This window comes from Mycobacterium sp. SMC-18 (assembly GCF_045310895.1).
Taxonomy (GTDB): Bacteria; Actinomycetota; Actinomycetes; order Mycobacteriales; family Mycobacteriaceae; genus Mycobacterium.
In genome coordinates this window covers 1-14,604 of the sequence record NZ_JBJIAL010000069.1, presented here as the reverse complement: position 1 = coordinate 14,604, position 14,604 = coordinate 1, and the positions used below count along the sequence as shown (strand labels likewise).

Annotated in this window: 10 protein-coding genes and 1 pseudogene; 7 read left to right on the top strand and 4 right to left on the bottom strand. The window is 68.4% G+C overall.

What is annotated here, in order from left to right:
- A partial coding sequence (locus tag ACJH6J_RS28975; RefSeq protein WP_406804935.1) for a transposase occupies positions 1-488 on the top strand: 488 nt, incomplete at its 5' end.
- Positions 489-658: 170 nt separating this feature from the next.
- On the opposite strand, the gene ACJH6J_RS28970 is transcribed toward ACJH6J_RS28975, so the two are convergent.
- Both ACJH6J_RS28970 and ACJH6J_RS28965 read right to left on the bottom strand, forming a co-directional pair.
- A complete protein-coding gene (locus tag ACJH6J_RS28970) occupies positions 659-889 on the bottom strand; it encodes an ATP-binding cassette domain-containing protein (protein ID WP_406775977.1) in 231 nt (76 codons plus the stop codon).
- Positions 890-1,057: 168 nt separating this feature from the next.
- Complete coding sequence (locus ACJH6J_RS28965) at positions 1,058-1,795, bottom strand: SDR family NAD(P)-dependent oxidoreductase (RefSeq protein WP_406803012.1); 738 nt, start codon at positions 1,793-1,795, stop codon at positions 1,058-1,060.
- 126 nt (positions 1,796-1,921) lie between these two features.
- Between ACJH6J_RS28965 and ACJH6J_RS28960 the strand changes: the two genes are divergently transcribed.
- Positions 1,922-3,703, top strand: coding sequence for a penicillin-binding transpeptidase domain-containing protein (locus ACJH6J_RS28960; protein ID WP_406804934.1), 1,782 nt, complete (start codon positions 1,922-1,924; stop codon positions 3,701-3,703).
- Positions 3,704-3,751: 48 nt separating this feature from the next.
- Positions 3,752-6,115: a YbhN family protein gene (locus tag ACJH6J_RS28955; RefSeq protein ID WP_406804933.1), complete on the top strand. Its 2,364-nt coding sequence runs from the start codon at positions 3,752-3,754 to the stop codon at positions 6,113-6,115.
- Between the two features lie 152 nt (positions 6,116-6,267).
- Here ACJH6J_RS28955 and ACJH6J_RS28950 read toward each other — a convergent pair whose 3' ends face one another.
- Together ACJH6J_RS28950 and ACJH6J_RS28945 are read right to left on the bottom strand one after the other, a co-directional pair.
- Positions 6,268-6,921, bottom strand: coding sequence for a DUF305 domain-containing protein (locus tag ACJH6J_RS28950; RefSeq protein WP_406804932.1), 654 nt, complete (start codon positions 6,919-6,921; stop codon positions 6,268-6,270).
- A 47-nt stretch (positions 6,922-6,968) separates the two neighbouring features.
- Complete coding sequence (locus tag ACJH6J_RS28945; RefSeq protein ID WP_406804931.1) at positions 6,969-7,352, bottom strand: DUF6153 family protein; 384 nt, start codon at positions 7,350-7,352, stop codon at positions 6,969-6,971.
- A 205-nt stretch (positions 7,353-7,557) separates the two neighbouring features.
- On the opposite strand from ACJH6J_RS28945, the gene ACJH6J_RS28940 reads away from it, so the two are divergent.
- The 4 genes and pseudogenes from ACJH6J_RS28940 to ACJH6J_RS28925 form a co-directional block, all read left to right on the top strand.
- Positions 7,558-9,381 carry a fatty acyl-AMP ligase gene (locus ACJH6J_RS28940; protein ID WP_406785080.1) on the top strand — a complete coding sequence of 608 codons (1,824 nt, stop codon included), beginning with the start codon at positions 7,558-7,560 and terminating at the stop codon, positions 9,379-9,381.
- Between the two features lie 191 nt (positions 9,382-9,572).
- A complete protein-coding gene (locus ACJH6J_RS28935) occupies positions 9,573-11,384 on the top strand; it encodes a sulfatase-like hydrolase/transferase (protein ID WP_406804930.1) in 1,812 nt (603 codons plus the stop codon).
- A 69-nt stretch (positions 11,385-11,453) separates the two neighbouring features.
- A complete protein-coding gene (locus ACJH6J_RS28930; RefSeq protein WP_406804929.1) occupies positions 11,454-13,082 on the top strand; it encodes a peptide chain release factor 3 in 1,629 nt (542 codons plus the stop codon).
- A gap of 72 nt (positions 13,083-13,154) precedes the next feature.
- Positions 13,155-14,525 (top strand): annotated as a pseudogene (locus ACJH6J_RS28925) (OPT family oligopeptide transporter); the annotation flags it as partial.
- Between the last annotated feature and the right edge of the window lie 79 nt (positions 14,526-14,604).

Sequence of the window (14,604 nt, the reverse complement as noted above, 5' to 3'; positions counted from 1 at the left end):
GGCCCGAAGGGACCCGGCTGATCCTGCGTAAAGAACGCCCCCACCCCGGCGCGCAGTTGCGGTTCACCGACGCCGACCGCATGCGGGTCACCGCGTTCATCACCGACACACCACCGGGTGTCGTACCCGGTCAGGTCGCCGGTCTGGAACTACGGCACCGCCAGCACGCCCGCGTCGAGGACCGTATCCGCGAACTCAAAGCCACCGGGCTGCGTAACCTGCCCTGCCACTCCTTCTGGGCCAATGCTGCCTGGCTCGAAATCGTCCTGGCCGCCGCTGACCTGGTCACCTGGACCCGCCTCATCGGGTTCGCCAGCGATCGCGCTCTGGCCCGCGTCGAGATCACCACGTTCCGCTACCGGGTCCTGCACGTGGCCGCCCGTATCACCCGCGGCGCCCGCCAACTGCGGCTACGCATCGATGCCACCTGGCGCTGGGCGGCGGCGATCGCCGCCGCCTGGCACCGCGTCCGCACCGCCTTCGGATAACACCCCACCCCATCGGACCCATCAACGATGAAGGACCCACAGGCCCCAGGAAAGCCCGCCCCACCCGGCGACACGGGACAGCACCTCTACGCCACCACACGAAAACCACTACCCAACAACACAACTCGGCATCACACCGAACCCACACCAATTACCACGCAAAATCCGGGCTAGTCACCTTCGATGAACTGCCGCATCACCCCGACGCCCCTGGATCGGGCGATCGAGCCCTCCTCGGGCTCGACCTCCCCAAGCGCGATTTTCAGTAGTGCCGACTTGCCCGCACCGTTGGCGCCGATCAGTGCGACACGTTCCCCTTCGCCGACCCACAACGAGACATTGTTGAGAAGCGGACGGCCAGGTAGGCCGTAGCTGATCCTTGACAGATCGAGATGAGCCACACACCAACCCTATGAGCCATCGCAAAAGGTTTTTCGCGGCGCTGAGCGCGTCGACGTTCATTGTTGGACTTCCAGCCGACCTGAAAGTCCTTCGCCCCGATCATGTTTGGGAAGATCGGTAACACGACGCCAATTCGACTGCACCGGTTCACTTTTCATCGCAAGCCCCTAAGCGTGCCGCGACGTCACGCCCCCGTCGACCACGATCTGGGTGCCGGTGATGAATGACGCCTTCGGCGACATGAGGAACGCGACGGCCGCCCCGATCTCCTCGGGCTGCCCCAGCCGGCCCAACGGTGCCGCCGCCAGGAACGCGTTCTTCACCTCAGGAACGGCCAGCGCATCGGCCAGCATCGGGGTCTCGATGAAGCCCGGGCACACGGCGTTGACGCGAATTCCCAACGGGCCCAACTGACCTGCCATCGACCGGGTCAAGCCCAGCAGCCCGGCCTTCGATGCGCAGTAGGCCGGGATGAACGGATTGCCAACCAGCCCTTCGATGCTCGAGATCCCCACGACCGCCGGCGCGGCGCCACCAGCAATGGCCTTCTCGAAATGCGGCAGCAGCAGTTGGGACAGCAGCGCCTGTGCGCGCAGGTTCACGTCGACAACGGCATCCCACGATTCGACAGTGAACATCCCGACCGGCTCCGGCAGCACCCGGCCCGCGGCATGCACGAGTCCGTCGACGCCGTCCATCGCCGCGGCAGCCTGCTCGACGGCGGCGGCCAGGGAGTCGGTGTCAGTCACGTCGACGACGACGCCGTGCGCCCCGAGTGAGTCCGCGACGGCGACCACTTCCGGCGAGATGTCGAACAGTGACACCGCGCGACCGTCGGCGATCAGGGCCTTGGCCGACGCCAGGCCGATACCGGACGCACCACCGGTGACCACCACACCACTCATGTCAGACCTTTCAATACGCTCCGCGAGGTAGCGGAATATCGATCGGCTCGGACACTACGCGATACCGGCCCGCCCCAGCGTTTCAACGCCGGAATTCATAGCGACTCATGGTTGGCTCGGAGGGTCATGACGAAACGTACTGCGCTGCTGCTGACCTGCACGCTGCTCCTCGGCTCCACCGGCTGCTCGCTGTTCGGCGGCCCGGAGCCCGAGGACGCCTTCAACGCGTTTGCTGATGCGTTGCACCGCAAGGACTCCGGCGCCGCCGCCAAGGACACCACGGACGCCGGGGCGTCGGAACCGGCCATCAAGTCGATGTTCGACGGCATGGGCAAAAACGCCACACTCGACGTCAAGGCCACACCCGGCGACGGCGACAACAAGTCGACCGCCAAGCTCGCCTATACCTGGTCATTCGGGCCCGGCCGCGAATTCAGTTACGACACAACGGCTATCGCCACCAAGGTCGGTGAGGACTGGAAAATCCGCTGGGCCCCGGCGCTTTTGCATCCCAAGCTCCGGCAGGGCGGCACGTTTCAGTTCAGCGAAGACAAAGCGCTGCTGACGCCCGTCGTCGACCGCAACGGTCAACCGCTGCTGAGCTGGCAGACCGTCGGCGTCATCACCCTCAGCCGCGACCACCTCGACTCCGCCGCGGCACTGGCTCCGGTGGTTGCCCGGTTCGACGACACCATCACCGCCGACTCGATCGCAGCCGAGTTCACCGGAAATCAGGACGACCGCGTCACCGTCGTCAAGCTCCGCGAGGCGGACCTCGGCCAGGTCGCCGACGAGCTCACCCAGATTCCCGGTGTCACCGTCACCAAGCAGGGCGCGCTGCTGACCGCCGACCCCAACCTGCACTCGCCGGCCATCAGCGGACTGCCCGAGGTCTGGCAGAAGGCCATCGACGCGACCGCCGGCTGGTCGGTGGATCTGGTCGACGATCAAGGGCAACCCACCGACGAGCTCGCGAACAACGCCCCCGCCGACACCAAACCCGTCCGCACCACGCTGGACCCGCGCCTGCAGCTCCTCGCCCAGCACGCCGTGGCCACCGATCCCCGCCCGACCGTGCTCGTCGCCATCGCCCCCAGCACCGGCGCCATCCTCGCCGCGGCGCAGAACGATGCCGCCAACGCGCAGGGACCCATCGCCTTCACCGGCCTGTACCCGCCGGGGTCGACGTTCAAGACCGTCACCACCGCGGCCGCGCTCGAGAAGGGTCTCGCGAAAGCCGACTCCCCCGAGCCCTGCCCGGGCACGGTGACCATCGAGAACCGCACCATCCCCAACGAGGACAAGTTCGACCTCGGCACCGTCCCGCTCGAGCAGGCCTTCGCGCATTCCTGCAACACCACGATGGGTGCGCTGGCCGAGAAGCTGCCCGCCGACGCGCTGCCCAACACCGCCAAGAACCTCGGCATCGGCGTCGACTTCGTCATCCCCGGCATCACCACGGTGACGGGCAAGGTGCCCAACGCCGACACCCCGGCGCAGCGCGTCGAGAACGGCATCGGCCAGGGCACCGTCACCGTCAGCCCGTTCGGATTGGCCGTCGCCGAGGCCAGCCTCGCGCACGGGTCGACCATCACGCCCACGCTGCTACCCGGCCAGCAGACCACCGCCAGCACGCCGTCGACCCCAATCGACAAGCCGACCGCCGACGCCCTGCGGGCCATGATGCGCCTGACCGTCACCGAGGGCACCGCGTCCGCGCTCAAGGACATCGACGGGCTCGGCGGGAAGACCGGCACCGCGGAATTCGGCGACAACACGCACTCGCACGGCTGGTTCGCGGGCATCGTCGGGGACCTCGCGTTCGCGACGCTGGTGGTCGGCGGAGATTCGTCGGCGCCCGCAGTGGCCGTCAGCGGGGACTTCCTGCGTGCGGCGCTGGCCGGATAACGGCGTGCCAATTTCGCCAACTGCCCCGGTCCTTGGGATTCTTGGCTGATGCGGGTTGACGGGCGCGAGGTCGCGGTCTCGGGCAGCCTGCTGCAACCGATCACCCGCCGGACCAACGACATCCTGCGGCTGGTGGCTGCAACGGCGTTCCTGGTCACCGTTGTCACCAGCTCGCTCATCACCCGCAACGACTGGGTGCGGCTGGAACGGTCGGTGTCCCGGATCGTCGGCGTGCTCACGCCGACGCAGTCGAATCTGGTCTACATCGCGTACGCCATCGCGATCCTGGCGCTGCCGTTCGTCATCCTGCTGAGCCTCCTGGTCACGCGGCAATGGAAGCTGCTGGGCCCCTACGCCACCGCGGGCCTCGTCGCCGTGCTGTCGCTGTCCATCAACTCCAACGGCATCGCGGCGCCCAACTGGCACTTCGACCTGTCCGACCGCCTCAACACCGTCTTCTCCCAATTCCTCGACGACCCTCGCTGGATCGCGCTGCTGGCCGCGGTGCTGACGGTGTCCGGCCCCTGGCAGCCCGCCCGGCTGCGCCGCTGGTGGTGGACGCTGCTGCTGGCATTCGTGCCGATCCACCTTGTCGTCAGCGCCATCGTGCCGGCCCGGTCACTGCTCGGCCTGGCCGTCGGGTGGTTCGTCGGCGCGCTCGTGGTCCTGGTCAGCGGTACCCCGGCGCTGGAGGTTCCGCTGGCGGGCGGTGTCCAGGCGCTGGCCCGCCGCCAGTTCGAGGTGTCGGCGCTGACGGTCATCCGGCCCGCCGGCACCGGGCCCCTGGTGCTCAGCGCCGACTCGGCCGACGGCACGCGCGCCGTCGTCGAACTGTACGGACCGAACCAGCGCGTGGGCGGCGCGATGAGCCAGCTCTGGCGCAAGATCACCCTGCGCAACGACGAGACCGCTCCCCTGCAGACCTCGATGCGCCGCGCCGTCGAGCACCGCGCGCTCATGACCATCGCGGTCGGCGACCTCGACCTGGCCAACACCCGGACCATCGCGCTCGCGGCCCTCGACCGCGGCTGGACGATGTTCGCGCACACCCCGGCAAGCGGCGTGCCGCTGACCAACGAGACGCCCGTCGCCGACGTGTGGCACGCGCTGGGCGCGCTGCACCACCATCAGATCTCGCACGGCGACCTGCGCGCGGCGGAACTCACGGTCGACGGCCGCACGGTCCTGTTCGGCGGTTTGGGCAACTCCGAGTACGGCGCGTCCGACGTGCAGCTGCAATCGGACGTGGCACAGCTGCTGGTGACGACGACCGCCATGTACGGCGCCGAGGAGGCCGTCGCCGCCGCCATCGAGCAGTTCGGCGAGGACACCGTGCTGACCGCGTCGCGCCGGCTGACGAAGTCGGCGATGCCGCTGCGGCTGCGGGAGTCGATACCCGATTCCCGCGCCGTGATCACCGCGGCCCGCGACGAGGTGAAGCACCAGACCGGCGCCGACCGCATCCAGACCGAGACCATCACCCGCTTCACCCGCAACCAGGTCATCCAGCTGGTCCTGCTCATCGCGCTGGTGTACGTCGCCTACCCGTTCATCAGCACGGTGCCGACGTTCTTCTCCGAACTGCGGTCCGCCAACTGGTGGTGGGCACTGCTCGGCCTCGGGGTGTCGGCGCTGACGTATGTCGGTGCGGCGGCGGCGCTGTGGGCCAGCGCCTCGGAGTCGGTGAGTTTCAAGAACCTGACCATCATGCAGGTGGCCAACACCTTCGCCGCGACGACGACGCCCGCCGGCGTCGGCGGCCTGGCGCTCAGCACGAGGTTCCTGCAGAAGGCCGGGCTCGGCGCCTTGCGTGCGACGGCCGCCGTCGCGCTGCAGCAGTCGGTTCAGGTGCTCACGCACGTGGCGCTGCTGATCTTCTTCAGCGCCGCCGCCGGCGCATCGGCCGATCTGTCGCACTTCGTCCCGTCCTCGACGGTCCTGTATCTGATCGCCGGTGCGGCCCTGGGTGTGGTCGGCACGTTCATGTTGGTGCCCCGGGCCCGGCATTGGCTCGGCACCTCGGTGCGGCCGCGGCTGACCGAGGTGTGGGCCGACCTGGTCAACCTCGCCCGCGAGCCGCGCCGCCTCGGGCTGATCGTCTTGGGCTGTGCCGCAACGACTTTGGGTGCCGCGCTGGCACTGTGGGCGAGCGTCGAGGCCTTCGGCGGGTCGACGTCGTTCGTGACGGTGTGCGTCGTCACGATGATCGGTGGGACGCTCGCGTCAGCCGCCCCGACCCCCGGCGGCGTCGGCGCCGTGGAGGCCGCGTTGATCGGTGGTCTGGCCGCGTTCGGCCTCCCCGCCGCCGTCGCGGTGCCGTCGGTACTGCTCTACCGGGTGCTGACGTGCTGGCTGCCGGTGTTCATCGGCTGGCCCGTCATGCGGTGGCTGACGGAGAAGGACATGATCTAGGCCCTTGCGGCGTGTCGCGATCGGCGTGTCGGGCGGCCTTGTGACACATGCGATCTGGAGGCGTCAACTTTCCCTGACTGGGTCAGGGAAAGTTGACGCTTCCCAGCGAAAGGTGCCGAGGCCGAAACCGGCTAGTGGCCCCGGCACCGCCGTCACATCTTGGCGAGCATGCCGTTCATCGTGGCGATCTCGGCCTGCTGTGCCGTGACGATCGACTGAGCCATGGCCTTGGCGCCGGCGTTGGTGCCGTTCTTCAGCTCGTCGTTGGCCATGGTGATGGCGCCCTGGTGATGCTCGACCATCATCTGCAGCCACATCTTGTCGAACGCCGCGCCGGACAGGCCCGTCAGTTCGGTCATCTGCTGCGGGGTCATCAGGCCCGGCATCGAGTGGCTCATCGTGGCCGACGGCGCGGGCTTGCCAAAGCCGGCCAGCAGCGTCGTCATCTGCTGCATCTCGGGGGCCTGGGCCTTCTCGATGGCCGCGGCGAGATCCTTGACCTGCTGGTTCTGCGAGCGGGTCGGCACCAGCTTGGCCATCTCGACGGCTTGGGCGTGGTGCGGGTACATCATCTGCAGGAACATGACGTCGGCGTCGTTGAAGTTGGCGGCCGGCGCAGCGCTGGTACTGGAACCCGACATCCCCGGCATCGAGTGCCCGGGCATGTCGTGGCCCGACATCGGCATGGACGACGTAGTGGCGGAAACCGTCGAGGCCTGCTCGTTCGGCGGGCTACAGGCCGCGAGCGCGATGGCAGCAGCGGTTCCGGCTGCAACAGCGGTGGCGATAGATGCGATTTTGAACATGGTTGAACTCCTTGAGAATTGGCTGGGTCGACGCGGGGCGCGGCCCATCAGATTCGGAGGAGCGACAGTTCCGCGAGGGTGAGCACCGTCCACGGCGGGGCTCTTTGCCTGCGCCGCAACGCCTGTCGAATACGGGCCTGCACGCTGCGCTCGGGCGCGACGCCGAGCCAGTACAGCAAAGCCAGACCCAGAATGGTTAGCAGCTCGGTCATGACGAAGACGCAGGCGTGAAAACCGTTGTGTCCGCTGCAGTCGCAGGCATCCGACAAGGACGTTTGCATCGCCGGGGCACTCGCGTGCTGATGCACAGCCGCCTGCGGATGGTGCGCCGAGCCGTGCGCCGACGTGACGATCAGCGAATGCATGCCGATAATGCCCGCGATCAGAGCAAGCACGCCGACGACGTGTAATCGCGTGCTGCGATGCGTCACGTCGGCCTCCGGTTCAAGTATCGGTCTGCAAATCATAGTACCCGGTGGGGGTATATCTGCGGGAATAAATCTCGCGGTCGCCGCCGACCAGACCGCGATCGGGCGCCCATCGTCGGTGGGCCGCGTCACATCACTATTCCCGCAGTGGCGACTTTCACCGTTATTGGACTCGTCGGTTAGTTAGCCCCGCTACTAGTGTCGACATATGGGTCGGGAAGCCTTGAGTCACAGCATTATTGGCGCAGCTGAATCGCTGGACCAATACGTTCAGCCGGACGGCCGGATCGTCATACCTGACGGCATCACGCTGACGTCGTTCCTGGAACGCAACCGCGCGGCGATGGGCGACAGCCCGTCGTACCGGTTCATCGACTACGCGCAGAACCCCGACGGCGAGATCATCGAACTGAGCTGGAACGGCCTGTGGGCTCAGGTCAACGCCGTCGCGGCCCGGCTCCAGCAGGTCACCGCGCCCCGCGACCGGGTCGCGATCCTCGCGCCCCAGGGCGTCGACTACGTCGCGGCGTTCTTCGCGGCCGTGCACGCCGGGAACATCGCCGTCCCGCTGTTCGCGCCCGCCCTGGCCGGGCACGCCGAGCGCCTCGCCGCGGTCCTGGCCGATGCCAAGCCGTCGGTGGTGCTGACCACCACCGCGGCCGCCGAAGCGGTCCGCACGTTCATCAAGACGCTGCCCGCCGCGCAGCGCCCGCGAGTGATCGCTGTCGACGCCGTGCCGGACACCCTCGCCGAGATGTACGTCGCCCCGGACGCTCACACCGACGATGTCGCGTACCTGCAGTACACCTCGGGCTCGACGCGCACCCCCGCCGGCGTGGAGATCACGCATCGGAACGTGTGCACCAACGTCATTCAGATGATCCTGGCCGGCGGCCTGGACACCGACATCCGCAGTGTCAGCTGGCTGCCGCTCTATCACGACATGGGCCTGATCATGATCATGTTCCCCGCGCTGTGCGGCGGACAGATCAGCCTGATGGACCCCATGGCGTTCGTGCGGCGGCCCTACCGGTGGATCCGGCGCCTGGCCGACGAGGCCGCACACGGCCGGACGTTCGCGGCCGCACCCAATTTCGCCTTCGAACTGTGTGCGCAGCGCGGCCTGCCGCCCGCCGGTGAGCCGCTCGACCTCAGCAATGTGGTGACGCTGCTCAACGGTTCCGAGCCGGTGACGCTACCGTCCATCGAGCAGTTCATGGACGCGTTCACGCCGTACGGGCTGCCCGAGACGGTGGTCAAGCCGTCGTACGGCATGGCCGAGGCCACGCTGTCGGTCGCCAGCATCGGCGCGGACGAAAAGCCGTGCGCCACATATCTGGACCGCGAGGAGCTCGCAGCGGGCCGGGCCGTCGTCGTCGGCCGGCACGCGGACGGCGCCGTCCCCCACGTGTCGTGCGGGCAGGCCATCCCCGACCAGTGGGTGACGATCGTGACCCCCGACGGCGACGAGGCCCCCGACGGCGTCGTCGGCGAAATCTGGTTGCACGGCAACAACATCGGCCGCGGTTACTTCGGCCGGCCCGAGGAGTCCGAGCGGGTGTTCGGCAACAAGCTGCAGACCCGCCAGACCGTCAGCCACGCCGACGGCGCCGAGGACAACGCATTGTGGTTGGCGACAGGCGATCTGGGCGTTTACGTCGGCGGCGAGCTGTTCGTGACCGGCCGCATCAAGGATCTCGTCATCGTCGACGGGCGCAACCACTACCCGCAGGACATCGAGGCGACCGTCAGCAAGGCGTCGCCCGCCGTGCGCTCCGGCTACGTGACAGCCTTTGCTGTGCCTGGTGATTCGGGTGAACAACTGGTCGTGGTGGCCGAGCGCGCGGTGGGTGCGGGCCGCGCCGAATTGGGGCCGGTGGCCGAGGCGGTGCGGGCCGCAGTGTCGCGTCATCACCAGGTCCGCGTCGCCGAGGTGCGGCTGGTCGCGGCCGGCCGCATCCCGCGTACGACCTCGGGAAAGCTGGCCCGCAGCGCCGCGCGGGCGGAGTTTCTGGCCGGTCAATTCGACTAGCGATCGCCGCGCCGGGCGCTGTTGCGGCACTGTAGATTTGGGGCCGCAGCAGCCCACTGGGGCGCGAGTCATGAGAGTTAACAGAACGTTATTTGTCGATCGCGCCAATTTGCGTCGCCGTGCTCGCCGCTCGTGTTGGATAGCGGGGTAGCCCCGCAGTCGGGGCCCATTCCTCCGATGGGAGCACCGAGATGACGGACCAGCGGCCCGACATCGTCATCCTCATGACCGACGAAGAGCGCGCCATCCCGCCGTACGAAACCGACGACGTTCTCGACTGGCGTCACCGGACCCTCACGGGCCGGCGGTGGTTCGACGAGAACGGCGTGCGCTTCACGCGGCACTACACCGGCTCGCTGGCGTGTGCGCCCAGCCGGCCGACGCTCTTCACCGGCCAGTACCCCGACCTGCACGGCGTCACGCAGACCGACGGCCTCGGCAAGCGGTACGACGACTCGCGGCTGCGGTGGCTGCGCCAGGGCGAGGTGCCGACGCTGGGCAACTGGCTGCGCGCCGCCGGGTACGACACGCACTACGACGGCAAGTGGCACATCTCGCACGCCGACCTCGAGGACCCCAAGACCGGCAAGCCGCTCGCCACCAACGACGCCGACGGTGTCGTCGACCCCGTGGCCGTGCAGGCCTACCTCGACGCCGATCCGCTCGGGCCGTACGGCTTCTCCGGCTGGGTCGGGCCCGAACCGCACGGAGCGGCCATGTCCAACAGCGGTTTTCGGCGGGACCCGCTGGTGGCCGACCGCGTCGTCGCCTGGCTCGAAGACCGCTACGCGCGGCGACGCGCCGGCGACCCGGAGGCGCTGCGGCCGTTCCTGCTCGTGGCCAGCTTCGTCAATCCCCATGACATCGTGCTGTTCCCGGCCTGGGTGCGCCGCAGTCCGCTGCTCGACTACCCCGTCCTCGAGCCGCCGCACGTGCCTGCGGCGCCGACCGCCACGGAGGATCTGAGCGACAAGCCGGCCGCACAGGCCGCCTTCCGCGAGGCCTACTACTCCGGTTACGGCCCGGCCGCGGTGATCGAACGCACCTACCGGCGCAACGCCCAGCAGTACCGCGACCTCTACTACCGGCTGCACGCCGAGGTCGACGGCCCGCTCGATCGGGTGCGCCGCGCCGTCACCGAGAACGGATCCGAAAACGCCGTGCTGGTGCGGACTTCCGATCACGGCGACCTGCTCGGCGCGCACGGCGGGCTGCACCAGAAGTGGTTCAACCTGTACGACGAGGCGACGCGCGTGCCGTTCGTCATCGCCCGGATCGGCGCCGACGCGACCGCCCCGCGCGAAGTCAACGCGCCCACCTCCCACGTCGACCTGGTGCCGACGCTGCTCGGCGCCGCCGGCGTCGACGTCGCCGCCGTGTCCGAAACACTGGCCACCTCGTTCACCGAGGTGCATCCGCTGCCCGGCCGCGACCTCATGCCGGTGGTGAATGGTGCTGCGGCCGAACAGGATCGGACCATCTACCTGATGACGCGCGACAACATCCTCGAGGGTGACACCGGCGCCTCGGGCGCGGCACAGGCGATCGGCGCCAACACGAATCCGCCTGCGCTGCTGCGGATCAAGGTGCCCGCGAACGTCGCGGCCAACTTCGAGGGGCTGGTCTCGCGCGTCACCAACGCCGAGGCCGCGGGCGGCTCCGGGCACCTGTGGAAGCTGGTCCGCACCTTCGATGATCCGGCGACCTGGACCGAACCGGGCGTGCGGCATCTGGCGGCCAACAGCCGCGGCGGCGACACCTACCGCACCGACCCGCTCGACGACCAGTGGGAGCTCTACGACCTGACCTCCGACCCGATCGAGGCCGTCAACCGCTGGGCCGATCCCAGCCTGCACGAGCTGCGCCGGCATCTGCGGACACAGCTCAAGCTGGTCCGGACGGCGTCGGTACCGGAGCGCAACGATCCGTGGCCGTATGTGAGCCGGCGGCCACCGGAGCCGGGCAGCGCCGTCCGCCGCCTGCTGTGCCGGTTCCGCCCGTAGGCAAAACCCGCAGGTCACGCCGCCGCGATTACAGGTTTTGCCTGGTCGGCCAATACCATGGCGGGTGCCATGACCGAGACCGCCCCCGCCGCCAGTTCCGCCTCCGACGCCCGCACCGCCAGCCGGGTCGCCGCTGAAGCCGCCCGTCGCCGCACGTTCGCCGTCATCAGCCACCCTGACGCCGGTAAATCGACGCTGACCGAGGCGCTGGCCCTGCACGCCCGGGTGATCAGCGAGGCCGGCGCGATCCACGGCAAGGCGGGCCGCAAGTCGACGGTGTCGGACTGGATGGAGATGGAGAAGGCCCGTGGCATCTCGATCACCTCGACGGCGCTGCAGTTTCCGTACCGCGACTGCGTCATCAACCTGCTGGACACCCCCGGCCACGCCGACTTCTCGGAGGACACCTACCGGGTGCTGACGGCCGTCGACTGCGCCGTGATGCTCATCGACGCCGCGAAAGGCCTTGAGCCGCAGACCCTGAAGCTGTTCCAGGTGTGTAAGCACCGCGGCATCCCGATCATCACGGTGATCAACAAGTGGGACCGCCCGGGCCGGCACGCGCTGGAGCTGATGGACGAGATCCACGAGCGCATCGGGCTGCGGACGACGCCGCTGACCTGGCCGGTGGGCATCGCCGGCGATTTCAAGGGTGTGATGGATCGCCGCAAGGGCCACTACATCCGCTTCACCCGCACCGCCGGTGGCGCGACCGCCGCGCCGGAGGAGCACATTCCCGCCGACAAGGCGCACGACGCCGCCGAGGGTGACTGGGACACCGCCGTCGAAGAGTCCGAACTGCTGTCGATGGACGGCTCGGACTACGACCGCGAGACCTTCCTGTCCGGCGAGTCCTCGCCTGTGCTGTTCACCTCGGCCGCGCTGAACTTCGGCGTCAACCAGCTGCTGGACGTGCTGGTCGACCTGGCGCCGTCGCCCGGCGCGATCCGCGATGTCGCGGGCGAGCCGCGCCCGGTGGATTCGCCGTTCAGCGCGTTCGTGTTCAAGGTGCAGGCCGGTATGGACACCTCGCACCGCGACCGCATCGCCTACGCGCGGGTCTGCTCGGGCACGTTCGAGCGCGGCGATGTGCTGACCCACGCCGGGACCGGCAAGCCGTTCGTGACCAAGTACGCGCAGTCGGTGTTCGGCCAGCAACGCTCGACGCTCGACGACGCCTGGCCCGGTGATGTGATCGGCCTGGCCAACGCGGCGGCGCTGCGCCCCGGCGACACGCTGTATCGCGATGTGCCCGTGGAGTTTCCGCCGATTCCGAGCTTCTCCCCCGAGTACTTCTCCGTGGTCCGCGGCAAGGATCCGAGCAAGCACAAGCAGTTCCGCAAGGGCATCGAGCAGCTCGATCAAGAAGGTGTCGTCCAGGTGCTGCGCTCGGACAAGCGCGGTGAGCAGGCGCCCGTCTTCGCGGCCGTCGGCCCCATGCAGTTCGAGGTCGCCGCGCACCGCATGGCGACCGAGATCGGCGCGGCCATCTCGCTCGAGTCGCTGCCGTACCAGGTGGCGCGGGTCGTCGAGCCCGAGGACGCCGAGTTCATGAGCAAGCAGGTGTCTTGCGAGGTGCTGACCCGTTCCGACGGCGTCATGCTGGTGCTGTTCTCGACGCCGTGGCGCCTCGAAGGGTTCCAGCGCGACAACCCGTCGATCAAGCTGCGGTCGTTGGTGGCGGCAGCGGAGAGCTAGCCTCCCCGAAGGTGAGCACGCTTCGTCCCTCAACGCTTACGGTGTAGAGCACCCAAGAGAGAGGACGACGCGTTGGCCGTCACGACCCCCGCCACCCCGACGCTGCGTGAACTGACCGTCCGCGGCATCCTGCTCGGCGGTGTCATCACGCTCGTGTTCACCGCTGCCAACGTCTATCTCGGACTTAAGGTCGGCCTGACGTTCGCCACCGCCATCCCGGCCGCGGTGATCTCGATGGCGGTGCTGCGCAGCTTCGCCAACCACTCGATCGTCGAGAACAACATCGTGCAGACGGTGGCGTCGGCGGCGGGCACGCTGTCGGCGATCATCTTCGTACTGCCCGGCCTGATCATGATCGGCTGGTGGACCGGCTTCCCGTACTGGACCACGGTCGCGGTGTGCGCCGTCGGCGGCACGCTCGGCGTCATGTACTCCATACCGCTGCGCCGGGCCCTGGTCACGGGAACCGATCTGCCCTACCCCGAGGGCGTTGCCGCCGCCGAGGTGCTCAAGGTCGGCGACGGCACCGAAGGCGTGGAGGCCAACCGCACCGGGCTGAAGGTCATCACGTTCGGGTCGGTCGTGTCGGCCGCGTTCGGGTTGCTGGCCAACCTCAAGCTGCTCGCGAATTCGGTTACCGCATATACCCGTATCGGTGTGGGCGGGACGATGTTCAGCGCCGGGCTCTCGATGGCGATGATCGGCGTCGGGCACCTGATCGGCATGACGGTCGGCATCGCGATGCTCGTCGGGCTCGTCATCTCGTTCGGGGTGCTGCTGCCCATCCGCACCAACGGGGCGCTCACCGGCAGTGAACCGATCGGCGACATCATCGACGGCATCTTCGTGCACGAGGTGCGGTTCGTCGGCGCCGGAGCCATTGCCGTCGCGGCGATCTGGACGCTGCTCAAGATCCTGCGGCCGATCCTCAAGGGCGTCACCGATGCGCTGGTGTCGGCGCGGGACCGCCGGCAGGGTCAGGTCGTCGAGCTCACCGAGCGCGACATCCCCTTCCCCATGGTCGTCGGCACCGTCGTGGTGATGCTGCTGCCGATCGCCGTGCTGCTGTGGGATTTCAGTCGCGGCACTGTGCTGCAGGGGCATTCGGCCGGGATCATCGCGGCGAGCCTGGTGTTCATCTTCGTCATCGGGCTGGTCATCGCGTCGGTGTGCGGGTACATGGCCGGGCTGATCGGTTCGTCGAACAGCCCGATCTCCGGCGTCGGCATCTTGACGGTGCTCATCGCCGCGGTGTTGATCAAGGTGGTGTTCGGGCGGGCCGACAGCGGGCAGTCCACCGCGCTCGTGGCGTTCACGCTGTTCGCCGCCGCCATCACCTTCGGCGTCGCCACCATCTCCAACGACAATCTGCAGGACCTCAAGACCGGCCAGCTGGTCGGCGCGACGCCGTGGAAACAGCAGGTGGCGTTGGTGATTGGTGTGGCGGAGCAATGATCAATACCTGTGGATGAGGCCCGAGGAGGCGGCCTGAAAGTGGGCGCACCTTCCCGAGGATGATCAT